Origin of the sequence: Serratia sp. CY44782 (assembly GCF_052168715.1) — a bacterium.
GTDB classification, from domain to species: Bacteria; Pseudomonadota; Gammaproteobacteria; order Enterobacterales; family Enterobacteriaceae; genus Serratia; species Serratia nevei.
On sequence record NZ_JBJNME010000013.1, the window covers coordinates 47,961 to 72,947 of the forward strand.

Below are 24,987 nucleotides of genomic sequence, written 5' to 3' on the forward strand. Positions count from 1 at the left end.
AAAACTATTTACCACCTGGCAAATCAGAAGCTGTGAGGCATGAGCGAAGCTCTGATATCTGACGCTTTATAGCGAAGATTTCTGTTTTGGTAAGCTCACCTCCGCTACTTTTAGTATCAAGATGGCATATTAGGTTATTCAGCTTCTGAGATATTTCGGCTAATGATTTCCAGGCTTCTATATTTATTGGTGGAACCATTACGGGAAGCTTATCAAGAGAAGCTAATCTGAGCCATTCACCCTTGCTTTTATCACCACGTTTCGTGTTGAGAAGCTGTAGTTCTTCATGGTTGAATCGGGCGCTGACACAATGGATTCGCAATGATTTTGCTGGGACTTTGTTGTTCTTCTTACAGAATGGTAATGCTATAGTTTCTTTCATAGAAGCTCCTTTTCGTATATTAGGTTTTGTATTACTTTTATTGTGAGCAATTCCGTTGCGGCACTCTGTACATTTATATTTCAAAAATGTGATATGTCAATATTTTGAATTTGACCCGGATCTTCTTTTTCAACCGTAGGGCGAAAAACAAGGGAACTCAAAGAAGCGTAGCTTCGATGAGTTAGCCCTTGCTTATGGATTAAACTGTGGGAGACTTGACATAAATAGATATTACAAGTATTAAATGATTAAATTTAATATGAGATGATCCTTATGATAGAAAAAGAGCAATTAAAGTGGCAAGTTATATCAGCTATATATGATATGAAATTTAATATTGATAACTTAGATGATTATTTTGAAAAGAATGTTGATAAAATATCTGAGTTTATAGTTACGTATGGAGAGGAAAGCTTCCATCAGTATATATTGGGTCTTGAATATGATGCATCAATGAAAGTCATTTCATTAATATGGGAAAAATACAATAACCGTGGTGCTTTTCAATTGTATATATCAAATTCTCTACTACTTATTTGAACGTATTGAAATATCCTGAACAATAGTCCATACTCTTTTAACTTACAAAGGAGGGACTATGACAAATAAAGCATACAAATCAGGAGATAGTCAAAAAAATCTGATTCCTATAGAGGTTTGGCTGCTTGATCACAATCTTAGTATACCATGTTGTATTATTTGCGATCAGCGTTTAACTACGAAATCTAAAGCTGCTCAGAAAAGGGCGCATTTTGCCCATAAGCCTGGTTCTAGTTGTCCATCGATAAATAAAAATAATATTCCATTCTCAAATTTGATAAATATTCCAAAAGATCCATCCTTGAGGGTTGCCGCAAAGAACTGGACTAAAGAAAACTTATGGAATATTTATTTTAAGATTAGAAAAGAATTTCCCCAACTCAATTTTAATTGGTATGATATGCAAAATTGTTTAAAGAATGCTAACCAATTAGATATTTGGTCGTATAAGGGAATGCAATTTGACTACATATCTTATGTGCTACTTGTATGTTGTTCACTATTTCAATCTTACAAAACTACTAAAAATGGTCCTAGCCGAAAATCCGACATGTTTTTTGTATTAGAGCCAATACCTTCTTTAAATAATAGCCCTAATGCTCCTTGGAACTCTTTTGGATTGCAAAAGAGATATATTTACGTTGTAGATACTACTTTACAACAAGTAGACAAAATAGAGATGGTTTTATCGACTCCTGAGCCAGTTCAATACGCATTAGCAAAGAAACTGTTATAAAATAACAAGTTCCAATTCGGTTGTTTTTGTGGTATTATAAAGGGTGCATCTTTAGAAGATATAATTTAGGAATATCATGAAGAAAAACTTAGAACTGGATCTTGCCACAAGTTTCCAAGCTGTCAATAAGCAGACTGAAGATAAAATGTGCTTTAAGTCTGGCGCTATGCACATGGCGGGCTTGCTAAAGGGCGACTCCGCTTCTTGCCTGAAAAAACTTCCAGACAACGTATTCAACGTTGCCGTTACTTCTCCACCTTATTTCTGGGTAAGAGATTATGGTTATGAAGGACAATTAGGGCACGAAGCATCCGTTGAAGCTTACATTGAACAATTGATGACGGTATTCGATGAAGTAAAGCGAACTTTACATCCAGAAGGCGTATTTTTCCTTAATATTGGTGATACATATTATTCTGGCAATGGGCAGCCGCATGGTCGCGATCCTAAGTGTGCCTCCAGAGATTTTTTACGGCAGAAGGTTAGACCTGTAGACCAAAGTGGTTGGGATATACCTAAAAAAAGTTTAATCGGTATCCCGTGGAAAGTTGCGTTTGCTATGCAGAACCGTGGATGGACTTTGCGAAGTTCTATCATTTGGAACCGTTGTAATGCATTTGTCGAGCCTACGGCAAGAGATCGTCCTTACAGACAATATGAGTTCGTTTTCATGTTTTCCAAAAGCCGTTTTTATAGCTTCGATCGTTCTATGCTTGTTGAAGAAGATGTATGGAATATCCCTATCGAAAGAAGTCGTCGAGCTAATCACAACGCCTCATTTCCCTCTGAATTAGTAAGAAGATGTATTGAGATCGGTAGTCCTGTGGGTGGGCATGTGCTAGATCCATTCGTAGGTAGTGGTACTACCATTTTTACTTCTTTAGCTAATGATCGCAATGTTGTTGGTATCGATATGAGTCCCGACTACATTGATTTTATTGACACATCCCTTGAGGCAGATGGTCATCAAAGGATTGAGTTTAATAAAATTATTCAAAGAGTCTCACAGCCATCACCTTTATGGAATTCTTGGACTGGTAATAAAGCCAATTTTAGAAAGCCTGGAAATAAAAAATAAGGGATTACCATGAAATACTTCAAAATTTCATCAATTATCGAGGCGATAGAGCATCTCCAACAGTTCAATGGAAATTGGCTTTTGCCTGCTTTCGTATTTGCTTCTAATGAAGTGAATACAACAGAAGTTGTTGATATGTCTAAGAAGTTAGGTACGGATCACTTTTTGGACAGGTATTTTAATGGTAATTTATTGGATATTCCGCCAACTAAAAGAGGTAATAATCTCCTTCGCCCCCGTTTTAAAGACGTTGTTGGTTGGAAAACTGGCCCCTATAGTGGGGATTTTGTTATTCGGCAAGATACTAAGATGTGGGGTAATCTTTTTTCATCTCGTGGATATAGAGAGATGAGATTGCAGGGGTTAATTGAAGGAGAAAAATCTCTTGTTAAACTAACGGATCAGTTCCAACCAAGGTTTGAGAATGAAGTCCCAGATAGTTTCAGGTTTGAATATTTCCTCATATGGTTATTTGCATTTAAAGGATTCCCAGACAATATAGATTCGTGGGAGTTGTTATTCAATCTTCTTTTAAATCAAGAGCTTGGTATAGATAATTTTCCTCCGGCTTTCCATGAAAGATTTAGAGTTTTTGGTGATATACCTTGGCCTGAATTAGATAATGAAAAACAATCATCGAATATATTATTAGAAAATTTAGCTCCGAAATTCAAAGAGACTTTAGTAAGTGATTCTATCGCTGAAGATGAAATAGTAGAACCTGAGATAGGTGATGATGACAGTATATACTCTGAAATTATGGCATCCATCCGTAATCAGGAGAGTTTGAATTTTTTATTTGTAGGGCCCCCTGGTACTGGCAAAACTCACTATGCTCGAAAAATAGCCAATAAAATCGCCAGTGAGGAAAATGTAATATATCTTCAATTTCACCCAGCTATAAGTTATGACGACTTCGTTGAAGGGTTTAGACCAAAATATTCTGAAGTGAATCAGAATATTACCTATGAACTGGCACCAAGACTTTTTTTAGAGTTTTGTGAGAAGGCTAAGTTGAGTGATGATAAACCTCATGTCATCGTTATAGATGAATTAAATCGAGGTGATGTCCAAAGAATATTTGGTGAGGCTTTAACGTATATAGAAAGAGATTATAGGAATAAAATTTTCACCTTGCCATTCTCTGGCAAAGAAGTTTTTATACCTGAAAATATAATTATATTAGCTACAGCTAATCCCTATGACCGTTCCATTACTGAGCTTGATGATGCTCTTTTGAGACGGTTTTGGGTTATAAATTTTGAACCGGATCAACTCACTCTTGAAAAAAAATTACAAGATGAAGGGATAGAAGATTCGTTAATAAGAAAAATTATTTTTGTATTTAATTTGATAAATAATGCTTTCCCAAATGGTTTTGGTCATGCTGGATTTATGAAAGTTAAGTCTCAAGAAGATTTAATGTCTATATGGAAAGCTAAAATATCTCTTCCCTTAAAAAGAGCATTATTGCATGATCGAAGCAAGTATGAAGAGACTAAACAGAAAATAATTGAACTATTAACTGATGACAATTTCGAGTGAAAATAATTAGAGATATAATATGAATTACTCTAAAACATTGGTAATAGATTTGTTTGAAAGGGAGACTAGACGTTTCCCTAAAGAAATGCTTTACGATCAATTCGGTAATTCACTTATTTTTGAAAGTGCCAGGAAGTTATCCGTAATAGATTTAAGAGATACAATTAATGGCATTGAATTACGGGTTCTTGGCATTGTAGGGCTATTGCCTTTAACAAGCGAAATAATCATAAATATCAAACCAAAGTTCCCTATTGTCAATCTTTGGGAAATGGTCAGAATTTCAGATGTATCTTGCGATTCATTATTACCATTTCTGCGAAGCTATGAAGTTAATGATAGTGATGTTCCTTTAAAAGTGCTTTTAAAGAGTTTTTGTTTTTTCTTAAGACCTATCTTAGATAGCTCTTTTACAAGAAAATATAAATTAGAAGAAGAAGATGGTGTTTATAGGCCTAGTTTAAACTTCGGGCGAACTTTAAAAAAACATATTTTAAAAGGCAATCATTATACTGTAGCCTCAGATGTATTCATTTTCTCAAGAGATATTGTTTTAAACCAAACAATTAAGAAAAGTTGTTTGGCGTTTCTTCAAAAATCACGATTGCTTAATAACGTTGAAGAGGAGAAAAATATTCTTCTAGAAGCGCTGAGTATATTGGAAGTGCTTGAGCCGCGTCAAATGAATCCAGACTATCATACGTTGCTGAATCAGGCTGACTCTGTTAATAAAAAACATTATGATGGTCTTCTTACTACTTATGCAATTCTTTTAGGTTATAAAAAAATAGGTTTCTCTTTCAATCCAGACGGAACTAGAATGCCTTCTTTTCTCTTTAATATGGATGTTGTTTTTGAAAACTTTATAAGGAATTGCATTTCGAGTTATTTTATGAAGTTTGGAGTTCGTGTTTTTGATGGAAACCAAAAAAAACATCAAGGCATTCTCTTTTCTGATAATAAAAGGTTTCCAGTTAAACCTGATTTGATTTTTAAAAAAGAGAAGGTTCCTATCATGCTTGGTGAGGTAAAATATAAGCCTAAAATTGATGAGTCTGACCGTTATCAATTAATTAGTCATGCGACAGCACTCAAAACATCCGTGGCATTATGGATATCTCCTTCAATGGATGAAAATACTGACCTCGAATTTATTGGTACAATAAATAGTGGTATTAAATTTTACCATTGTAAGTTTAGTCTCAAAGGTGATATTAAAAAATCGATAGAACAAATGAATCAGAGTATTAAAAAATCACTTCTAAAGTTGGAATAATGAAGTGTTCAAATGGTTTTTTGATAAACTTTCTGAAAGTCTTTGCAAGGCTTCTTTTCTTTCATCAAAATAATCATATCTGTCATAAATACCTTCTACACCCTTCAACTTGTGGTTCAGACATCTTTCTGCGACATGTGGGGGGACAGACAGTGATGCAAGTAAACTTCTGCAAGTCCTTCGTAAGTCATGGACAGTGAAGTATTCAATATTTCCCATTACATTAGGTGGTTGTTTCTTCTTACCTGTTTCTACCCCGAATAGCTTCGCTATGGCTCTGTTGAGCGTGTCTTTTCCCATATGTAGATTCTTACTGGATCTGCGGTTAGGAAAGACATAATCAGAACCAAAAGCTCTGACCTTTAGCTCTTTTAACATTTCAATTGCCAGTGGTGGTAGCGGAATCACAATGCCCACTCCTGACTTACTCCTTTCTTTTGGTAAAGACCACTTTTTCTCATCAAGATCAAATTCTGACCAAGGCGCTTCCGTAAGTTCACTTTTTCGAACTGCCAGCAGTAGAAGTAGGGCACATGCAAGGTAGTTATCACGAGAGAAGCTGTCAGAGTGTTCTCTGAAAACTTTAAACACCTGACCAATTTCTTCCAGACTCAATGCTCTTTCTCTGCTTTTTTCGATTCCACCTGCATCATTGACCTTAAACGCAGAAGCTGGATTGTTTAACAATAATCCAAGCTTGATTGCATGGTCGAAGAGTTGCTTCATGTAGAGTAGGGCATCATTTGAAATAGTTGGTCTTCCGCTATCTGTAATTTTTTGCAGAATTGACCTGACATCAATGGGGGTTATCTTCGTCAATGAAAGTTGACCAATAGTAGGGGCGATATCTTTCCTGTATACCCTTTCTGGGATTTGTGGATGCTTCAACCGCTTAACCAGGTCTTTGTGCCAGTCTTCAAACAATCCATCTACAGTCGTGAGTTGCTTAGGGCGATTGAGTTTCCGTTCAGCAATAGGATCATCTCCGGTGGCAACTTTTCTTCGAGTATCCTCAGCGAGGCTACGTACCTCAGACAGAGATAGATGGGATACCTTGCCAAGTGTGAGTTCTCGTCTCTTAGAGCCGATTGTGTATCGAAGCATCCAATACGCCTCACCTTTTTGTGGGACTTTCAGGTACAAGCCTCGCCCATCTCCAAACTTCCCCGGTTCTCCTGCTTTGATGAGAGCCTGAACCGTCCTGACCGTGAGTGAGGTCATATACCTATCCTGATGAAAATCGTTGTGGGGGGTATATGGTTATAAACTGCCAGAAGAGACTAGTAAAGCAAAAACACTCCCCCATTTACTCCCCACCTGGTGGTGGTTTTTAATGGATTTTAGTGGTCTTTAATAGACTATCATTTAAATAAAAAAGCCCATTTAACATGGGCTTATGGATGTGAGTAGACTTTGAAAGAATTTACTCGATATTTTGGATCTGCTCGCGCATTTGCTCGATCAGCACTTTCAGCTCGATGGCGGAAGCGGTGACGTCGGCATTGATCGACTTGGAGGCCAGGGTGTTCGATTCGCGGTTGAACTCCTGCATCATGAAGTCGAGGCGGCGGCCGACGGCTTCTTTCTTCTTCAGGATGTTGTGCGTCTCTTTCACGTGCGCTTCCAGACGGTCCAGCTCTTCGGCGACGTCGATGCGCTGCGCCATCAGCACCAGCTCCTGCTCCAGGCGGGTGTTTTCCAGCTGTACCTGTGCCTCTTCCAGCTTGCTGACCAGGCGTTCGCGCTGCCATTGCAGGATGTTCGGCATCTGGGCGCGCACTTTGACCACTTCGGCGCTGACGCCGTCGAGGCGTTGTTCGATCAGCGTTTTCAGCGCGGCGCCTTCGCTTTCGCGTGCGACGATGAAGTCATCCAGCGCGCCGTCCAGCGCCTGCATCAGCTCGGCGCTGATGGCGTCCAGATCCTGCTCCTGTGCGGACATCACGCCCGGCCAGCGCAGCACGTCGATCGGGTTGATTTCCCCTTCGTCGCTCTGCATTTTCACCCAGTTGGCGGCTTCAACCAGCTGTTTGGCCAGTTTTTCGTTCAGGATCAGCGAGCTTTGCGCGCTTGGATCCAGTTCGAAACGCAGGTTGCATTCGACTTTGCCGCGGGTCAGGCGGCCACGGATACGTTCACGGATCACCGGCTCCAGGCTGCGGAATTGTTCCGGCAGGCGGATGTAGGTTTCTAAGTAGCGCTGGTTAACGGAACGCAGCTCCCAGGCTGCGCTGCCCCATTCACCCTTGATTTCACGCCGGGCGTAGGCGGTCATGCTGCGGATCATTGATGCGTACCCGTAATAGGAAAAGATGGGGCGATTATAGCGTCGCGGCTGCGGGCAGGATAGGCATTACGTCACGAAGCCCGTATAATGCGCAGCCAATAGTTGATTTGAAGCCGGAGAGAGCCCATGCGTCCTGCAGGCAGAGCACCACAGCAAGTTCGCCCCCTGACACTGACCCGTCACTATACCAAACACGCTGAAGGTTCAGTGCTGGTTGAGTTTGGCGATACCAAAGTCTTGTGCACCGCCACGGTAGAAGAGGGCGTTCCGCGCTTCCTGAAAGGCCAGGGGCAAGGTTGGATCACCGCCGAGTACGGTATGCTGCCGCGCTCCACCCACAGCCGCAATGCCCGTGAAGCCGCCAAAGGCAAGCAGGGTGGCCGCACGCTGGAGATCCAGCGCCTGATCGCGCGCTCGCTGCGCGCCGCGGTGGATCTGAAAAAGCTCGGTGAATTCACCATCACCCTCGACTGCGACGTACTGCAGGCCGACGGCGGTACCCGCACCGCCTCCATCTCCGGCGCCTGCGTGGCGCTGGCCGATGCGCTGAACACGCTGGTGGCCAACGGCAAGCTGAAAGCCAACCCGATGAAGGGCATGGTGGCGGCGGTTTCCGTCGGCATCGTCAATGGCGAAGCGCTGTGCGATCTGGAGTATGTGGAGGATTCCGCGGCGGAAACCGACATGAACGTAGTGATGATGGAAGATGGCCGCATGATTGAAGTGCAGGGTACCGCCGAAGGCGAGCCGTTCAGCCACGATGAGCTGTTGGCGCTATTGGCGCTGGCCCGAGGGGGCATCGAAACCATCTTCCAGGCGCAGAAAGCGGCGCTGGCGGACTGATTTTTTAAGGCGACTGAGAAGTCGCCTTTTTTATGCCCGACGATCGGGCGGCAGTAATGACAAGACCCAAGCAGATTCAGACGAGGAGAAGCAGTAATGAAAGCCTATCAGCGCCAGTTTATCGAGTTCGCGCTTAACAAGCAGGTATTGAAATTCGGCGAGTTCACCCTGAAGTCCGGCCGCACCAGCCCGTATTTCTTCAATGCCGGCCTGTTTAATACCGGGCGCGATCTTGCGCTGTTGGGGCGCTTCTACGCCGAAGCCCTGATGGACTCCGGCATCGATTTCGACCTGCTGTTTGGCCCGGCCTATAAAGGTATTCCTATTGCCACCACTACGGCGGTGGCGTTGGCGGAACACCATGAGCGCGACGTGCCTTACTGCTTTAACCGCAAGGAAGCCAAGACCCACGGCGAAGGCGGTTCGCTGGTAGGCAGCCCGCTGCAGGGGCGCGTGATGTTGGTAGACGATGTGATCACCGCCGGCACCGCGATCCGAGAGTCGATGGAAATCATCGGCGCCAGCGGTGCTTCGCTGGCGGGCGTGCTGATCTCCCTCGACCGTCAGGAACGCGGCCGCGCGGATATCTCCGCCATTCAGGAAGTGGAACGCGACTATCACTGCAAGGTGATTTCAATCGTGACGCTGAAGGACCTGATCGCCTATCTGGAAGAGAAACCGGAAATGGCGGACCACCTGGCGGCGGTGCGCGCTTACCGCGAGCAGTACGGGGTGTAAGTAAAAACGCCGGGCATGCCCGGCGTTATCTTTATTGCAGCTGGGCCGCCAACAGCGGCCAGCGGGCGTCAAATTCCTGCGTTGGGCGATAGCGGAATTCCGAACGCACATAGCGCGACAACATGCCTTCGCAGAAGGCCAGCAGCTGGCTCGCCAGCAGCGTTTCATCGACGATAAAGCCTTTGCCTTCGCGCAATTTACGCTCTTTCAGCACCTGGCGCAGCTGCGCCTCGATGCGTTCGAACAGCTGGTTGATGCGGCCCTGCAGGCGATCCTGTTCAAACATCAGCGCGTGGCCGGTCATGATGCGCGTCAGCCCCGGGTTGCGTTCCGCAAAGCCCAGAATCAGCAGTAAAATCAGGCGCAGACGATTAAACGTCTCTTTCTCGTCCTGCAAGATCAGGTTGATGCGGGTGATCAGGCTGTCTTCGATAAACTCGATCAGGCTGTCGAACATCCGTGTCTTGCTGGGGAAATGCCGATACAGCGCAGCTTCAGAAACACCCACGTTCGCGGCGAGCTTGGCGGTGGTGATGCGTTGGCTGCCGTCGCTGGACTCCAGCATCTGGGCTAACGCTTGCAATATTTCCTCGCGCCGATTCCTTTTCGTCTTTTCTTTTTCTGCCATGTCTGATTAGACCCTTGCTAAAACTTAACTGACGGAAACCCGCGCACCGGCCGCTGCAGAGCAGGCTCTGTGCGGCTTATGTGATAGCTTTTTTACGATGCTGGGGTCAGCGGCCTTAACGGCCTTTTTCCGCGCTGCCTGGTGTGCGCTGCAATTGTCGCGGTAAAACCTTGCCGCAGAGACATCCTTCTCCCCGGAAAGGCAAGGTTCAGGCGACGTTTCCCTGCCGGCCATCGTGCATTGGGTGGCGCTTAGTGGCGCCCCGAGTGGCCGAAGCCGCCTTCGCCACGCTCGCTGCTGTCGAACTCTTCCACCAGGTTGAATTCGGCCTGCACCACCGGCACGAAGACCATCTGAGCGATACGTTCGCCCGGCTCGATGGTGAAGTGTTTCTGGCCGCGGTTCCAAACGGACACCATCAGCTGGCCCTGATAATCGGAGTCGATCAGGCCGACCAGGTTGCCCAGCACGACGCCGTGCTTGTGGCCCAGGCCGGAGCGCGGCAGGATCACCGCCGCCAGGCCGGCGTCGGCGATGTGGATCGCGAGGCCGGTAGGCAACAGCGTGGTTTCACCCGGCGCCAGCTCCACCGCGCTGTCCAGGCAGGCGCGCAGGTCGAGACCGGCGGAGCCCGGCGTGGCGTAGGTCGGTAGCGGGAAATCCTGACCGATGCGCGGGTCGAGGATCTTAACGTCGATTTTTTTCATCATAACGGCTGACTATCTCGTCTATTAAACGTTGGCCAAGGAGTGCCTTGTCGCTCAGCGCCAGGCGCTTTTCTCCATCCTGCCAAAAAAGATGCAGGGCATTGGTGTCGCTGTTGAACCCGTGCTCTGCAAGCGATACATCGTTAGCGCAAATCAAATCCAGCTTCTTACGCGCCAGTTTTTGCCGCGCGTATTCTTCCACATTCTGGGTTTCGGCGGCAAACCCCACGACAAACGGTCGATTTTTGGTCATCGCCGCCACGCCGGCGACGATATCGGGGTTTTTTACCATCTTGAGGACGATTTCATCACCCTGTTTTTTTATTTTTTCATCGGCGATCTGCTCGGGGCGGTAGTCGGCCACGGCGGCGCAGGAGATGAAAATCTGCTGCTGCGCGGCGCGCTGTTGCACCGCCTGCTCCATCTCCAGCGCACTGGTGACGTCCACTCGGGTGACCGATGGCGGCGTCGGCAGGCTGACCGGTCCGGCGATCAGCGTCACCTGCGCGCCGCGGGCGGCGGCGGCGCGGGCAATGGCGAAGCCCATTTTGCCGGAGCTGTGATTGCTGATGAAACGTACCGGATCCAGCGCCTCACGCGTCGGGCCGGCGGTGATCATAACCTGTAAATGTTGCAGATCCTGCGGGGCGGAGAAATGCGCGTTCGCCAGGTCGACGATGTCCAGCGGATCCAGCATGCGGCCCGGGCCGACGTCGCCACAGGCCTGGCTGCCGCTGTCCGGCCCCCAGAGCAGCATGCCGCGCGCCTGCAGCGTTTGCAGGTTGGCCTGCGTGGCGGCGGCGCGATACATCTGCTGGTTCATGGCCGGGGCGGCGGCGATAGGGGCGTCGGTCGCCAGGCAGACGGTGGTCAACAGATCGTTGGCCATGCCGGCGGCGACGCGCGCCAGCAGATCGGCGGTCGCCGGCGCCAGAATCACCAGATCCGCCCATTTGCCGAGTTCGATGTGGCCCATGGCGGCTTCGGCGGCGGGATCCAACAGATCGTCGGACACCGGGTAGCCGGAAACGGCCTGCAGCGTCAGTGGCGTAATGAACGCCTTGGCGGCGTGGGTCATCACCACGCGCACTTCTGCGCCCCTGTCGCGCAGGCGGCGCACCAGCTCTGGGCATTTGTAGGCGGCGATGCCGCCGCTGATGCCAAGCACAATATGTTTGCCGGAAAGTCCCGTCATCATCATTGTCCGATTGAAAGCCGAAAGATGCGCCATTTTAGCATATCCGCCGTTCAGGTGAGCGATTCCGCAATGGCTGCAGGGCGTTACATTGTGCTTTGCGAAACACTTCGCAATGTTATCAAACACCTGTCGAACGCGCCGGGCAGCACATGGCATGCTGTAGCCCTTTCAGGGAGGAACACGATGAGCAACCCGATTGTGGCGTGCTGGCCTGGCTCGCTGGCGCCGCGTGAAAAGCTGTTGATGCAGGGGGCGGCGGCGCTGTCCGACGCAGAACTGTTGGCCATTTTCTTGCGCACCGGGCTGCCCGGTGTGCACGTGATGCAGCTGGCGGAGCAGCTGCTGCGCCGGTTCGGCTCGCTTTATCACCTGATGTCGGCCGATCATCAGGCTTTTTGCAGCCAAAAAGGCCTGGGCGACGCCAGCTATACGCAGCTGCAGGCGATTGCCGAGTTGGCGCTGCGCTTCTTTTCCAGCCATTTGTCGCAGGAAAACGCCATGCACAACCCGCGCGTTACCCAGCATTATCTGCAAAGCCTGCTGGCGCACCGTGAGCGAGAGGTCTTTTTGGTATTGTTTTTAGACAATCAGCACCGGGTTATTCGCCATCAGGAGATGTTTGCTGGTACCATCAGCAGCGTCGTCGTCTACCCGAGAGAAATTGTGCGTGAAGCGTTGAAGGCTAATGCCGCCGCGCTGATTCTCGCGCATAATCACCCTTCGGGTAAGGCTGAACCCAGTCATGCCGACCGTTTGATAACGGAACAGGTGGTGAAAGCCTGTCAGTTATTGGAGATCCGAGTGCTTGATCATTTGGTGATCGGTCGGGGTGAATGCGTCTCTTTTGCCGAGCGCGGATGGCTTTAAGCGATTTTTTCGCGATCCTTGTGGGATCTTTAGCTGTTCGGGACTTGAGCACTTACGCTTCAGAGCGTATACTACGCCACCTTTGAGAATCTTGGGTTTGGCGCAAGAGCCTATCTCAGCAGGTTTCTGACCTGATGTGTGGTTTCTACCTGATGACGAGAGTCTCCTCAGTATGAAGTTTGCTGAGATGGGCTCTAAAAGCCTGACGAGGCGGCCATACCCTATACGAAGCTCGAGCTGATTTGATTTTTGGAGAATAGACATGTCCCGAGTCTGCCAAGTTACTGGCAAGCGCCCGGTGAGCGGTAACAACCGTTCCCACGCAATGAACGCGACCAAACGCCGTTTTCTGCCTAACCTGCACTCACACCGTTTTTGGGTTGAGGCTGAGAAGCGCTTTGTAACTCTGCGTGTATCTGCTAAAGGTATGCGTGTTATCGATAAGAAGGGTATTGAGACGGTTCTGGCCGATCTGCGTGCCCGTGGTGAGAAGTATTAAGGAACTGAATCATGGCTAAAGGTGTTCGCGAGAAGATCAAGCTGGTTTCTTCTGCTGGTACTGGTCACTTCTATACCACCACGAAGAACAAGCGTACTAAGCCGGAAAAATTGGAACTGAAGAAATTCGATCCAGTTGTCCGTCAGCACGTAGTATACAAAGAAGCTAAAATTAAATAATTTTAGTGGATTAATGAAAAACCCGGCCTTGGCCGGGTTTTTTGTTTTATAAAGGGTAGAAAACGTCGGAGGGGAAGCCAGATGCCTGAATTACCGGAAGTTGAGACGAGCAGACGCGGTATAGAGCCTTATCTTGTCGGCCACAGCATTCAGTATGCGGTGGTGCGCAACGCGCGCCTGCGCTGGCCGGTTTCCGAGCAGATCCTGACGCTGAGCGATCGGCCGGTGCTCAGCGTGCAGCGCCGGGCTAAATACCTGCTGATCGAGCTGGAGAACGGTTGGATTATCGTGCACCTGGGCATGTCGGGCAGCTTGCGCATGCTGCGCGAGGAAAACGAAGATGAAGCCGGCAAACACGACCACGTCGATCTGGTGATCAGCAACGGCATGATCCTGCGCTATACCGATCCGCGCCGTTTCGGCGCCTGGCTGTGGTGCGAAGATTTGGCGACCAGCAGCGTGTTGGCGCACCTGGGGCCGGAACCGCTGAGCGAAGCGTTCAACGGTGACTACCTGTATGAAAAATCACGCAATAAGCGCACGTTGATTAAACCGTGGCTGATGGATAACAAGCTGGTGGTCGGGGTCGGCAATATTTACGCCAGCGAATCGCTGTTCAGCGCCGGGATCTTGCCCGATCGTCCGGCGGGATCCTTGAGCAAAGCCGAAGCGGAACTGCTGGTGAAGACCATCAAGGTGGTATTGCAGCGCTCTATCGAGCAGGGCGGCACGACATTGCGCGACTTTTTGCAGTCGGACGGCAAACCGGGGTATTTCGCACAGGAGCTGCAGGTTTACGGGCGGGCGGGAGAACCGTGCCGCGCGTGCGGCACGCCGATCGAATCCGCCAAGCACGGGCAGCGCAGCACCTTCTTTTGCCGCCGCTGCCAGCGCTGAGCATCACTCGGCGGCGAGCTTCGCCATCAGTGCCTGGGTGACCACGTCAGGCAGGAAAGGCGCGATATCGCCGCCGTGACGGGCGACCTCCTTCACCAGTGAGGAGGAGATGAACGACCACTCTTCGGAAGGCATCAGGAACACGCTTTCCAGCGTCGGCATCAAATGGCGGTTCATGTTCGCCAGCTGCAATTCGTATTCAAAGTCAGACACCGCACGCAGGCCGCGCACCAGGATATTGGCATTTTGGTGAGCGGCAAAGTGCGCCATCAGCTCGCTGAAGCCCAGCACTTCCACATTGTCCAGATGCGAGGTGACCTGCGTCGCCAACGCCACGCGTTCATCCAGGCTGAACAGCGGCTTTTTGCTCGGGCTGGCGGCGATGGCCAGAATCACGTGATCGAACATCAGTGACGCGCGCGTCACTAAATCCAGGTGGCCGTTGGTCATGGGATCGAAGGTCCCGGGATAGATGGCTTTGCTGGTCATGATTCACTTCTCTGAGTAGTTGCGGCCCAATGCCCATAATGCGGCATATTTATTGAAGGTATATTGCGCGTTGACCACCGCTAACAGCAACCCCTGTTTGCCATCCAGGAAGCCGGCACGCAGCAGCCAGGTTTTGACGAAGGCGCCGAGCGTATGGGTCAGGATAGACAGGTAGCCGCAACGCTTGCCGGCCCGGTGGCGCTGCGTGGCCCACTCTTCGGCGTAGCGCAGCTGTTTGCGCTGGAAGGCGAAGAAGTCGCGGCAGGTCAGGTGCAGCATATCGCCGCTGAGGGGGATCACTTTGGCGCCGCCGATGTTCAGCGATTCGTGCACCAGATCGTCGTTATAACGATAGCGTTGGTTGGCGTACAGGCGGTTGACGCGGTCGGGATACCAGCCGCTGTGGCGCATGAAGCGGCCTAGAAACAGGTTGCGCCGCGCACAGCTGTAGACGGCGCCGTCGTCCGGCGCATTCAACACCCGCTCGATGGATTGCCGCAGCTCGGGCGTGACGCGTTCGTCGGCGTCGATCATCAAAACGTAGTCATGGCTGGCATAGCTTTGCGCCAGCTGACGCTGCTTGCCGAACCCTTGCCAGTCGGTGTGCGTGAAGACTTTGGCGCCCAGGCCTTCGGCGACGGCGACGCTGTCGTCCTCGCTGCCGGAGTCCAGCACGATGATTTCATCGGCCCACTCGACCGAACGCAGACAGTCCGGCAACAGCCCGGCTTCGTTTTTGGCGATCATCACCACCGACAGGCTTTTGCGGCTGCTCATTCAGTGACTCCGGGGCGGAAGATGCGGTTCCAGCAGCTGCAGCAGGCGCTGCAACGCTCCCTGATTCTGATACAACACCTCCACTGCATGGCGGCCGTAGTAGCGCCGGTAGTCTTCGTCGGTCAGCAGGGTTTCCACTTCCTTCACCAGCGAATCCACGTCGGTCACGGTGATCAGGCCTTCGGCCTGCGAGAGCTTGGCGCAGATGTCTTTGAAGTTGAAGGTATGCGGGCCCATCAGCACCGGGATGGCGTGCGCGGCGGCTTCCAGCGGGTTGTGCCCGCCGCGTTCCACCAGACTGCCGCCGACAAAGGCCAGATCGGCGATGCCGTACAGCAGCATCAGCTCGCCCATGGTATCGCCGATCACCACCTGGGTGCTGCCGGACGGGATTTCGCCGCTGCTGCGCAGGGTGTAGCTGAAGCCGGCCTTCTGCACCAGCTCTTTAGCGGTCGGGAAGCGTTCCGGATGACGCGGCACCAGGATCAGCAGCAGGTCGGGGTGTTTTTCCAGCAGTTTGCGATGCGCTTCCAGCAGGATGGTTTCTTCACCGTCATGGGTGCTGGTAGCGATCCACACCGGGCGGCGCGGCGCCCATTGGCGACGCAGCGTAACGGCGCGGGCGGCCAGTTCCGGGGTGACGGAGATATCGAACTTCAGGCTGCCGGTTACGGCCAGCTGCGAGCGCTTCAGGCCCAGTTCGATAAACCGATCGCCGTCTTCCTGGTTTTGTGCGGCGATCAGCGTAATGCGGCGCAGCATATCGCGCATGAACCCGCCAATTTTCTTATAGCCGGCGGCGGAGCGGGCCGACAGGCGCGCATTGGCGATCACCAGGGGGATCTGCCGCTGATGCAGCGCGTTAATCAGGTTAGGCCACAGCTCGGTTTCCATGATGATCACCAGCTTGGGATTCACCTGGTCGAGGAAGCGGTTCATGGAACCGGGCAGATCGTAGGGCAGATAGACATGATGTACGTCTTTGCCGAAAGCGGACTGGACGCGTTCTGAACCTGTTGGGGTCATTGTGGTCACAGTTATCGGCAAAGCGGGGTAACGGTGGCGCAGTGCCCGTACCAACGGGATGGCCGCCAGCGTTTCGCCGACGGAGACGGAATGCAGCATGATGCCGCCTGGCACGACTTTCCCGGCGCAGAAGCCATAGCGTTCCGCCCAGCGTTTACGGTAGGCTGGAGCTTTGCGGCTGCGCAGCAGTAAGCGGAGCCAGATCAGGGGTTGGATGAGGTAGAGTAGTACCTGATATAAACGCAGCAACATTCTATCAATTTCATTTATATGGGTTATTCGGAATAGTACCATAACTGGAAGGGAAAGGCGCTAATTTGGTAACCTTGGGTGTCAGTTTCAGACAACCGGCGAGCGATTTCGCCGACAGGCTCGGAATGAAGAATATTTTAATTATTCGCCGCGACAACATCGGCGATCTTGTTTGCACCACGCCTCTGATTGAAGGGGTGAAAATTGCCTATCCGGACGCTAAAGTTTATCTGCTGATCAATAAAGTCAGCCAGGACGTTGTTAAAAACAATCCTCATCTCGAGAAAGTCTTCGTCTATAAAAAGGCCAAGCACAAGGCGAAAAATGAAACGACGTTGGGCGTTTATTTCGAACGCCTGATGATCTTCCTGAAGCTGCGAAAAATAAAGTTCGATGCGGTCATTCTGGCCAACCCGGTGCCTTGCAAATACAGCCTGCGTTTAGCGAAAATGGCCGGCGCCACCCATATCATCGGCGCCGATTTGGGCACGAAAGATATCCATCGCCCGTTCCGCAAGGACGATTTCCACGGTCAACATCAGGTCGAACATACCTACAGCTATTTATCGGCGATAACCGACCAATCCATTCCGATCCCGCCGGTGCGGGTGTTTCTGACGCCTGAAGAGCGGCAATTGGCGGCGCAACGGCTACAGGAGCGTCTGCCGCCGGTCGAACGCGTATGCGCCGTGCACATCAGCAGCCGCAGCCCGAAAAGGCGTTGGCCGGTTGAACGCTATGCCGAAATCATCAACCGTCTGGTTGCCGATCCCCACACTGGCGTGCTGATCTTCTGGTCGCCGCAGGGCACGCTGGCGCCGGACGACATCGGCGACCAGCAGCGCGCCGAACAGCTGTTGGCGCTGTGCCAAAACGAACGCGTCGCGCTTTACCCGACGGCCTCGGTGCGCGAGCTGTTGGGCGGGTTCGATTTATGCGACCGGGTGCTGTGCAGCGACGGTGGGCAGATGCATCTTGCTGCCGCGCTGAATAAGGACATGGTGGTGTTCTTTGGCGATACCGATAAAGCCTCCTGGCATCCATGGACCGGCCGTCATCATATTTTGCAGAGTGAGTCGGGGCACTGTGAAGATGTTTCTGTCGATGAGGTTTGGCAGAAAATGCAGGCGCTCAGCTAACGAAGAAAATAAGGCAGTTACCCCCTGCCTTATTTATTTCTCTATTATTTTTCTTTCAGCTCAATATATTGACGGCAAATAGGCTCCAGCCCATAGCTCAGCAATTGCTGTTGATTTATCTGCGGCGGATTGGCGTAAATTTCCGCCATTTTTTCTGCCAGCGATGCTTCGTTTAATTCTGCCAGCGCGTTAGCCATGCCGGCTTTTTCCAGAATTTCCGCAGGGCCGCCCGGGCAGCGAGTGCTGACCACCGGCGTGCCGCACAGCAGCGATTCCACCAGCACGTTACCAAACCCTTCGCTGTCGGAGCTGAGCACCAGCAGCGAGGCATGGCGAATAAACGGGTAAGGATTGGCCTGGAAACCGAGGAAGAGCACGCGCTCTGCGATGCCCAGCTCTGTCGCCAGACGTTTGACCTCGGCGACTCTGGCATCATTCCCGGTGCCGATCAAGGCCAGCGGTGCCTGAATGCCCGAGTGCGCATAGGCTTTCAGCAGACGGTCATGCCGTTTGGCGGTGTGAAAGCGGCCGACGTGCACCAGGTAATCCTGGCCGGCAAGGTCGCAAGGTTCCGCCGCCTGTTGCTGAATGGCGTCGATATCGAACGGATTGTTGATCACTGCCAGCCGGCGTGGGCGGATAGGTAAATTCTGCTGCAGATCGTCGCCGACCGCCTGTGAAACGGCGACGATATTTCTCCCCTGGTAAACGTTGGCGATTTTGCGTTGCTTCAGCCAGCGGTCCAGACCCTTGCGGTGGCCGAGGTAGGAGGTGGAGAGAATGCCGTGAATGCAGAACCACAGGCGATCCGCGGCCAACCGCTTGCTGCGGCTGACGATGCGATCGGTTTTATGCAGGTTGGAGAACACCAGATCGAACGCGCCGTGTTGGCGTTCGTGTTCGGCTATTGCCCGATCCAGCGCGGCGGCGCGGCGCGACAGCTCGGTCAGCTTGCGCCAGGGAGCGCGGCTGCGATCGGCCACCACCTGATAATCAATGCCTGACGGGATAGGGTAATTGCAGACGTCGCGCAACGAGATCAGACAGACATCATGCCCCTGTTGCTGCATACCCTGGCACAGGGTCAGCACCACTTTTTCCGCGCCGCCTCCCGGCAGGCCGTCGATGATCATCAGAATACGCATAGCTAATCCAGTAACCGGCGATAGAGGGAAATCAGCTGTTCGGACAGATGCGCCGGCGTGGCCGTCATAATACGCAATCTTGCCGCTTCGCCCATGGATGATCCCAGCGCCTGGCGTGGCAACGCTCGAATGGCCTCCGTGATGGCCGGTACGTCGAGCGCGTCGGTCACGAAGCCGTTTTGGCCCGGGGTGATAAACTCGGCGCCGCCGCAGGTGGTGCTGGTGATCACCGGCAGGCCGCACGACATCGCTTCCAAAATTACATTTGGGAACGGATCGTACAGCGTCGGCAGCAGCAACGCGTCCGCGGCCTGATAGAACGGCAAGGTCTGTTTCTGCACGCCCATAAAGTGAATGCGATCGCCACAGCCCAGCGACTGCGCCAGCGCCCGGTAGCGTTTTTCGGCCTTATCCTTGCCGACCACCAGCAGGTGGCTGTTGGTCGCCGCCACGGCGCGGATGGCGGCGGCCAGCCCTTTGCGCTCGAAGCCGGAACCGACGAAGATCAGGCAGTGCGCCTGTTGTGGGATCTGATACTGCTCGCGCAGACGTTGGCGCTGGGCCTCGTCGGCGGGCGGGAATTTTTGATTATCGATGGCGTTATAGATCACCGTGATTTTGTCGGCGGGCACGCCAAAGTCGGCGATGATTTCCTGCTTGATCATCTCGGCGTTGCAGATGACGGCTTTCAGCTCCGGCGCGGCGTACATGGCGCGTTCGGCGCACATCACATAGCGGTGATAGCGATTGGAGAACAGCCATTTGCGGCGCCATTCCGGCAGCAGACGCGCACGCTGCAGCAACCAGCGGCGGTGTACGCCGTCGCCGGCGCGGTAGATGTCGCAGCCGGGAATGCGCTCGTGGCTTTGCACCAGATCGAAACGCTCTTTCTGCCACAGCGCCCTGGCTGCCACGGCGAAGCCTCGCTCGCGGCTGATGCGGCCAAGTTTTAACGGGTTGCACAGGTGGATATGCCAGTTGGGATTGGCGTCACCCTGCCATTCGCGGGTGATGACGTTCAGATCGAGATCCTGTTGCTCCAGCGCCTCCAGGGCGCGGGAAACGAAACGTTCGGCCCCGCCGTCCGGGCGGTATTTTTGGCGAACGATCGCCAAACGAAATGCTTTCATGCCAGCGTGCTCCGCGCGGCTGCAATCACCGCGTCTGTAGGAATAAGGTCGAGATACCGTTCGTCGGTGCCGGTATCAATGGCGTCCGGATCGGGCAGTTCGCCGAAGTCGCCGGCCCAGATCACGGCGCCGGTAGCCTGCCATGGCCGCCAGAAAGTCAGCTTGGAAGGGCCGAACAGCGCCACACACGGCGTTTGCAGCGCGGCGGCCATGTGCATCGGCACCGAATCCACGCCGATAAACAGCTTGGCGTGGTCGATCAGGGCGGCCAGCTGGCGCAGCGTCAGCTGGCCGGCCAACGAGATCACGCCCTGCGGCGGGCAGAGCGCCAAAATGCGTTCTACCATGGCTTGTTCTCTGGCGTCGGGGCCGGAGGTGATCACCAACTGATGGCCATCGGCCTGCAAGGCGGCGAGGGTGGCGGCCATTTTCTCTTCGCTCCAGCATTTGAAGAACCAGCGCGAGGTGGGCTGCACCACAATATAACTGCCGGCGACGCCCTGTTTCTGCAACCGTTGCTCACAGGCCTGCCAATCCTGCGGATCGTAACCCATGGTCACATGATCACTGAGCGCGGGCAGGTTCAGCGGCGCCAGCAGCGAGAGATTTTGTTCGACGGTATGCAGGTGGGCGTGATTGTCGACCGGCACCAGCTGCGTGTGGCAGTGGCGCCACAGGAAGCCGCGGCGTTTGGGGAAATCGAAGCCCAGACGGATGCGCGCGCCGGTCAGGCGCGTGATAATGGCGCTGCGCCACTGATCGGCCAGGTTGACCACCAGATCGTAGCGCTGCGCCTTCAGGCGGCGCAGCAGCGCCAGCTCGTGCCCCAGATGCGCGCGGGTGCCCTGTTTTTTCCATTGGCGGTCGATGGCGAACAGCGTCGACAGTTCCGGATTGCTGGCCAGCATCTCCTGCGTTTCCTGATACAGCAGCACATCGATCTGCGCCTGCGGGTAGTTTTGCCGCAGGCTGCTGATGACCGGCGTGACCAGCAGCATATCGCCGTGATGGCGCAGTTTTATGATCAAAATACGCTGTACGGATGGGGCGGAAGTTGGGGCTGGCGCGTCGTTCATCATGAGTCGCTTTCTGGGAAACCAATCTTTGATTCTAAATGACCCGATCGCATGTGGCTACTGTTGCAAGGTTTTCTTGCCGGGCCGCAAAAAAATCGTCGGGCCGGGGACGAATGCGCTTCAACGTTGTCCAAACCAGGCAGCAAAGTCGTTTGCCCTGGCGAAACGGCCTGCGTAACATAGTGCATTCTGTTGATATCAGGCTCGATATTCATGACTAAACCGGCGTTTCTCATCACCATTGATACCGAAGGCGATAATCTGTGGCAAAACCACGATCGCATCGCGACCGAAAACACGCGTTTCTTGCCGCGCTTTCAGGCATTGTGCGAAAAATACGCCTTCAAACCGGTTTATCTCACCAACTATGAAATGGCGATGGATCCGGCTTACGTCGAGTTTGCACGCGACGTGATCGCCCGCGGCGCGGGCGAAGTGGGTATGCACTTGCACGCCTGGAACAGCCCGCCTCTGACGCCGTTGACCGACGACGACTGGCGTCACAAGCCTTATTTAATCGAGTATCCCGCCGATCAGATCCGCGCCAAGGTCGATCATATGACCAAGCTCTTGGAAGATGCCTTCCAGACTAAAATGCTCAGTCATCGCGCCGGCCGTTGGGCGTTCAACGAATATTATGCCTCGCTGCTGTTGGAGTATGGCTATCAGGTGGACTGTTCGGTCACACCGCGGGTCAACTGGCAGTTTTCGCCGGGTAACCCGCAGGGTAACGGCGGCACGGATTACAGCCGGTTCCCGTCTCAGGCCTATTTCATCGATCCGCAAAACATCGCCAGACCGGGCGCCTCTTCGCTGCTGGAAGTGCCAATGAGCATTCAGTACAAGCACTCGGCGCTGATGAACGCGTTCAAGCAGGGCTATGATCGGCTGCGTGGCAAGCGACGGTCGCCGTCTGTCAACTGGCTGCGGCCCAGCGGCGGCAACGTAGACAAGATGAAAAACGTGGCTGAGGCATCGTTGGCGCAAGGGCATGATTACGTTGAATTTATGTTGCACTCCTCCGAGTTTATGCCGGGCGGTAGCCCGACGTTCAAAACCGAACAGGACATCGAGGGTTTGTACCGCGATCTGGAGCAATTGTTTGATTGGCTGCAGCCGCGCGCGGTGGGCATGACGCTGGCCGAGTATTATCAGAGCAAAAAGAGCTGAGCATCGATGAAAAAAAACAAGATTGACACCGTCAATCGCTTTCTGCGTTCTTACACCCGGCTTTTTGGGAACTTAAAAGACGTAAAAAGCTTGGGTGCCGAGCAAGAATTCAAGAGTATCGTTATTTACTCCAGCACAGCGCTTGGCGATCTGATGTTTAATACACCGGCTATCCACGCGTTAAAGAAACGTTACCCCAGCGCAAAGTTCACGCTGGTCTCGAGTGATAAAAATCGCCACTTGGTGATGAATAGTCGTTATTTTGACAAAATCATCTATTGGGACAATAAGGTTAAGGATATTTTCAGCCTGGTGGCACGCCTGCGGAGAATGAAGCCTGAACTTTCGGTGATCTTACACTCTTATATTCCCTATGATGTTCTAAGCGCTGTGTTATCTGGTAGCCAATATATCATTCGTGATAATTACAGCTGTGATGGTGACTATATGAACCATTGGGTATATCACCATCAGGGACAGTATGACGGGCATCTGATTCAGCGAAAGCTGGATCTGTTGAAGGTTCTTGGTTGCGATAACCAGGATACCCGCATGCATATTCCGGTGAGTTTTGACTCCTTGCCGAAGATGACTGACCAGACGTTGATCGGTTTCCAGATGGGTGCTTCCGAAGCCTCGCGCTGTTGGCCTAAAGAGCGATTTGTCGCCCTGGCCCGTCAGCTTTTTGCCGCCAATGAGAAGTACCATATTGTGTTGATTGGCAGCGGCAAAGAAAAAGAACTTGGGCAGCAGTTCCTGGCGGCATTGTCTGAGGAAGAGCGCCGGCGAGTGACCAGCCATATTGGCAAGACCTCGCTGCCGCAGCTGTTGGCGATTATCCAGCAGCTGGACGTATTGATTACCGGTGATACCGGTCCACTGCATCTTGCCGTGGCTCTACAAACGCGAACGGTTAGCCTGTTCTATACGGCTAATCCGCAGCATACCGGGCCATATCAAGATCCTGAACGGCACCGCATTATTTATATCAATCCGGATGAGAATAAGGCCTCGTTGAACGCCAAATACCCATTGGAAGTGATTGATGAAGACGTGGTTTACCGTTTGCTGCGAGAGATTTTGAACTGAAACTTCTGAGGTGCCAGGGTAACACCAGGCACCTCAGCGTTCGTTACTGCGCTTTTTTCAAAAACGGAAGTGAAAGCGCTAATGCAATAATGATCACTAATGCGCTGTTACTCTGTATCAATACCACGTCGGTAAGGCCGAAGGTGAATACAGGAATAATAACGAAAAGCAGATTGCCGTTTTCACACCTTTGTTGCCGATTCACAGCAAAATACACGCCAAAACCGTAAAAGCACAGCAGTGAGAAAATGCCGAAAATGCCCTGAAGAGACAGCGTTTCCAACATGTCATTATGCAAATGATAAACTAAATTCCGCGCTGCTTCCGGGTTATCCCGTTCATATAAACGAACATAATCCTCTACTTTCTGATAGCGGTCATCTGTGTTTTGACCGAACAGGCTAGGCTGCACGCTATACCAACCGGCTTTCCAGATAGAGAGGCGGGCACCCACTGAGGTGTCATTGTTGGTGTGATATTCTGCAATATCCGTTTGGATTTGGGAAATGCGATCCCAAGAAAAATACAATACCGTAATCGCACCTGATAATATAACCACCGTCAGCAATGACTGTACTTTTTTGCTTATTCCACGGTAATAGACCAGGAAGAACACCAGATAGAGAACCGGCGCAAAGAATATGGCTGCGCGAGTTTCCGTTAACAGTACCATGATCATGCTGAGTATAAAGATACCGAGAAAAAGCAGCAAGGAGAGTGCTGATTTTTGGAAGCATTTACGGATCAGGATAATGGCGAGCATGGAAATGCATACAACCAGATAGGCTCCGGTAGTGGCTGCATCAGTGGTCCACTTCACTCTGGGTTCGAGTTCGGTTCGAGAAAGGTAGCCAAACCAGAGCGCGGCAGCGAGGCCTATGAAAAGAACGGCGATGCTGGCTTTGAGCGTGTTCTTTTGGATTAAACAGCGACACTGATAAAAATAAAAAATCACGAAGGCCGCGAGCAGAAAGCGTTTACCGACGGTACGGTAGTTATCTCTGATATCGATAAATTGGGTATCTTTAAACAGCTGCGCCCAAATTATTTTACTGGCGGCAAAGAGCAATAGCGAGAGGCAAAAAAGCATCAGCGGTTTATTGCCGTATAACGTTTCTCTTTTACGGTATGCGACCATGACGGTATAAATAACGGCGACATAGCTGACAAGATAAAAAATCTTCTCTGGATATCCATTAATGAGAAGATTTAGAGAAATAGCACACGCCAATGCAAAAAAGCAAAGGTTAAAAATAATAGTGCTGTTACGTGATGCTGTCGGCACGTTGTTTCC

General features: G+C 51.4%; 27 protein-coding genes. 14 read left to right on the top strand and 13 right to left on the bottom strand.

What is annotated here, in order from left to right; genetic code table 11:
- Positions 1-4: 4 nt before the first annotated feature.
- A complete protein-coding gene (locus ACJ8HT_RS22290; RefSeq protein WP_063925774.1) occupies positions 5-382 on the bottom strand; it encodes a hypothetical protein in 378 nt (125 codons plus the stop codon).
- A 273-nt stretch (positions 383-655) separates the two neighbouring features.
- On the opposite strand from ACJ8HT_RS22290, the gene ACJ8HT_RS22295 reads away from it, so the two are divergent.
- The 5 genes from ACJ8HT_RS22295 to ACJ8HT_RS22315 all read left to right on the top strand — a co-directional run bounded on the left by ACJ8HT_RS22295 (position 656) and on the right by ACJ8HT_RS22315 (position 5,557).
- Positions 656-922 (top strand): hypothetical protein, encoded by a 267-nt coding sequence (locus tag ACJ8HT_RS22295; protein ID WP_063925773.1) that lies wholly within the window; start codon positions 656-658, stop codon positions 920-922.
- A gap of 58 nt (positions 923-980) precedes the next feature.
- Positions 981-1,658 carry a hypothetical protein gene (locus tag ACJ8HT_RS22300; protein WP_154820340.1) on the top strand — a complete coding sequence of 226 codons (678 nt, stop codon included), beginning with the start codon at positions 981-983 and terminating at the stop codon, positions 1,656-1,658.
- 76 nt (positions 1,659-1,734) lie between these two features.
- Positions 1,735-2,736 carry a DNA-methyltransferase gene (locus ACJ8HT_RS22305; RefSeq protein WP_063925772.1) on the top strand — a complete coding sequence of 334 codons (1,002 nt, stop codon included), beginning with the start codon at positions 1,735-1,737 and terminating at the stop codon, positions 2,734-2,736.
- Positions 2,737-2,745: 9 nt separating this feature from the next.
- On the top strand, positions 2,746-4,281 hold the full coding sequence (locus tag ACJ8HT_RS22310) for an McrB family protein (RefSeq protein WP_063925771.1): 1,536 nt from the start codon (positions 2,746-2,748) through the stop codon (positions 4,279-4,281).
- A gap of 19 nt (positions 4,282-4,300) precedes the next feature.
- On the top strand, positions 4,301-5,557 hold the full coding sequence (locus ACJ8HT_RS22315) for a 5-methylcytosine restriction system specificity protein McrC (RefSeq protein WP_080472784.1): 1,257 nt from the start codon (positions 4,301-4,303) through the stop codon (positions 5,555-5,557).
- Here ACJ8HT_RS22315 and ACJ8HT_RS22320 read toward each other — a convergent pair.
- Positions 5,543-6,778 carry a tyrosine-type recombinase/integrase gene (locus tag ACJ8HT_RS22320; RefSeq protein ID WP_063925769.1) on the bottom strand — a complete coding sequence of 412 codons (1,236 nt, stop codon included), beginning with the start codon at positions 6,776-6,778 and terminating at the stop codon, positions 5,543-5,545. The two genes, ACJ8HT_RS22315 and ACJ8HT_RS22320, sit on opposite strands and share 15 nt — an antisense overlap.
- Positions 6,779-6,980: 202 nt before the next feature.
- Entirely contained in the window at positions 6,981-7,844 is an 864-nt protein-coding gene (locus ACJ8HT_RS22325; protein WP_015379441.1) for a YicC/YloC family endoribonuclease, read from the bottom strand.
- A 126-nt stretch (positions 7,845-7,970) separates the two neighbouring features.
- On the opposite strand from ACJ8HT_RS22325, the gene rph reads away from it, so the two are divergent.
- Both rph and pyrE read left to right on the top strand, forming a co-directional pair.
- Positions 7,971-8,687 carry a ribonuclease PH gene (gene rph / locus ACJ8HT_RS22330; RefSeq protein ID WP_025160305.1) on the top strand — a complete coding sequence of 239 codons (717 nt, stop codon included), beginning with the start codon at positions 7,971-7,973 and terminating at the stop codon, positions 8,685-8,687.
- 96 nt (positions 8,688-8,783) lie between these two features.
- A complete protein-coding gene (pyrE, locus tag ACJ8HT_RS22335; RefSeq protein WP_004931204.1) occupies positions 8,784-9,425 on the top strand; it encodes an orotate phosphoribosyltransferase in 642 nt (213 codons plus the stop codon).
- Between the two features lie 31 nt (positions 9,426-9,456).
- Here pyrE and slmA read toward each other — a convergent pair whose 3' ends face one another.
- The 3 genes from slmA to coaBC form a co-directional block, all read right to left on the bottom strand.
- Positions 9,457-10,053 (bottom strand): nucleoid occlusion factor SlmA, encoded by a 597-nt coding sequence (gene slmA / locus ACJ8HT_RS22340; protein ID WP_004931203.1) that lies wholly within the window; start codon positions 10,051-10,053, stop codon positions 9,457-9,459.
- Positions 10,054-10,304: 251 nt separating this feature from the next.
- Positions 10,305-10,763, bottom strand: coding sequence for a dUTP diphosphatase (dut, locus tag ACJ8HT_RS22345; RefSeq protein WP_016929680.1), 459 nt, complete (start codon positions 10,761-10,763; stop codon positions 10,305-10,307).
- Positions 10,741-11,958: a bifunctional phosphopantothenoylcysteine decarboxylase/phosphopantothenate--cysteine ligase CoaBC gene (gene coaBC / locus ACJ8HT_RS22350; RefSeq protein ID WP_049201884.1), complete on the bottom strand. Its 1,218-nt coding sequence runs from the start codon at positions 11,956-11,958 to the stop codon at positions 10,741-10,743. Before coaBC ends, dut begins: the two co-directional genes overlap by 23 nt.
- 183 nt (positions 11,959-12,141) lie before the next feature.
- On the opposite strand from coaBC, the gene radC reads away from it, so the two are divergent.
- From radC to mutM, 4 genes are all read left to right on the top strand, one after another.
- A complete protein-coding gene (gene radC, locus ACJ8HT_RS22355; RefSeq protein ID WP_194572577.1) occupies positions 12,142-12,825 on the top strand; it encodes a RadC family protein in 684 nt (227 codons plus the stop codon).
- A 262-nt stretch (positions 12,826-13,087) separates the two neighbouring features.
- Positions 13,088-13,324 carry a 50S ribosomal protein L28 gene (gene rpmB / locus ACJ8HT_RS22360; RefSeq protein ID WP_004931195.1) on the top strand — a complete coding sequence of 79 codons (237 nt, stop codon included), beginning with the start codon at positions 13,088-13,090 and terminating at the stop codon, positions 13,322-13,324.
- 11 nt (positions 13,325-13,335) lie between these two features.
- Positions 13,336-13,503, top strand: a complete 168-nt coding sequence (rpmG, locus tag ACJ8HT_RS22365; RefSeq protein ID WP_002442576.1) for a 50S ribosomal protein L33 — start codon at positions 13,336-13,338, stop codon at positions 13,501-13,503.
- A gap of 81 nt (positions 13,504-13,584) precedes the next feature.
- On the top strand, positions 13,585-14,400 hold the full coding sequence (gene mutM / locus ACJ8HT_RS22370; RefSeq protein ID WP_197653437.1) for a bifunctional DNA-formamidopyrimidine glycosylase/DNA-(apurinic or apyrimidinic site) lyase: 816 nt from the start codon (positions 13,585-13,587) through the stop codon (positions 14,398-14,400).
- Between the two features lie 3 nt (positions 14,401-14,403).
- Here mutM and coaD read toward each other — a convergent pair whose 3' ends face one another.
- The 3 genes from coaD to waaA are packed head-to-tail and all read right to left on the bottom strand — an operon-like array spanning position 14,404 to position 16,944.
- Positions 14,404-14,889: a pantetheine-phosphate adenylyltransferase gene (gene coaD, locus ACJ8HT_RS22375; RefSeq protein WP_004931181.1), complete on the bottom strand. Its 486-nt coding sequence runs from the start codon at positions 14,887-14,889 to the stop codon at positions 14,404-14,406.
- Between the two features lie 3 nt (positions 14,890-14,892).
- Complete coding sequence (locus ACJ8HT_RS22380; protein ID WP_038872579.1) at positions 14,893-15,666, bottom strand: glycosyltransferase family 2 protein; 774 nt, start codon at positions 15,664-15,666, stop codon at positions 14,893-14,895.
- Positions 15,667-16,944 (bottom strand): lipid IV(A) 3-deoxy-D-manno-octulosonic acid transferase, encoded by a 1,278-nt coding sequence (gene waaA, locus ACJ8HT_RS22385; protein WP_025304695.1) that lies wholly within the window; start codon positions 16,942-16,944, stop codon positions 15,667-15,669. It lies immediately after the preceding gene.
- A 125-nt stretch (positions 16,945-17,069) separates the two neighbouring features.
- Between waaA and ACJ8HT_RS22390 the strand changes: the two genes are divergently transcribed.
- Positions 17,070-18,083, top strand: coding sequence for a glycosyltransferase family 9 protein (locus ACJ8HT_RS22390; RefSeq protein ID WP_049201837.1), 1,014 nt, complete (start codon positions 17,070-17,072; stop codon positions 18,081-18,083).
- A gap of 44 nt (positions 18,084-18,127) precedes the next feature.
- Here the strand turns inward: ACJ8HT_RS22390 and ACJ8HT_RS22395 are convergent, their stop codons facing one another.
- From ACJ8HT_RS22395 to rfaQ, 3 genes are read right to left on the bottom strand one after another with little or no spacing between them, the layout of a single operon-like run.
- Positions 18,128-19,228, bottom strand: coding sequence for a glycosyltransferase (locus ACJ8HT_RS22395; RefSeq protein ID WP_197653438.1), 1,101 nt, complete (start codon positions 19,226-19,228; stop codon positions 18,128-18,130).
- Between the two features lie 2 nt (positions 19,229-19,230).
- Positions 19,231-20,358 carry a glycosyltransferase family 4 protein gene (locus ACJ8HT_RS22400; RefSeq protein WP_194572569.1) on the bottom strand — a complete coding sequence of 376 codons (1,128 nt, stop codon included), beginning with the start codon at positions 20,356-20,358 and terminating at the stop codon, positions 19,231-19,233.
- Complete coding sequence (gene rfaQ / locus ACJ8HT_RS22405; RefSeq protein WP_100397020.1) at positions 20,355-21,437, bottom strand: putative lipopolysaccharide heptosyltransferase III; 1,083 nt, start codon at positions 21,435-21,437, stop codon at positions 20,355-20,357. The genes ACJ8HT_RS22400 and rfaQ overlap by 4 nt, the downstream gene beginning before the upstream one ends.
- A 210-nt stretch (positions 21,438-21,647) precedes the next feature.
- Here rfaQ and ACJ8HT_RS22410 point away from each other — a divergent pair, with 210 nt between their 5' ends.
- Positions 21,648-22,604, top strand: coding sequence for a polysaccharide deacetylase family protein (locus tag ACJ8HT_RS22410; RefSeq protein ID WP_194572568.1), 957 nt, complete (start codon positions 21,648-21,650; stop codon positions 22,602-22,604).
- A 6-nt stretch (positions 22,605-22,610) separates the two neighbouring features.
- Positions 22,611-23,693, top strand: coding sequence for a glycosyltransferase family 9 protein (locus tag ACJ8HT_RS22415; RefSeq protein ID WP_194572567.1), 1,083 nt, complete (start codon positions 22,611-22,613; stop codon positions 23,691-23,693).
- A gap of 43 nt (positions 23,694-23,736) precedes the next feature.
- On the opposite strand, the gene ACJ8HT_RS22420 is transcribed toward ACJ8HT_RS22415, so the two are convergent.
- Positions 23,737-24,978: an O-antigen ligase family protein gene (locus ACJ8HT_RS22420; protein WP_197653439.1), complete on the bottom strand. Its 1,242-nt coding sequence runs from the start codon at positions 24,976-24,978 to the stop codon at positions 23,737-23,739.
- Between the last annotated feature and the right edge of the window lie 9 nt (positions 24,979-24,987).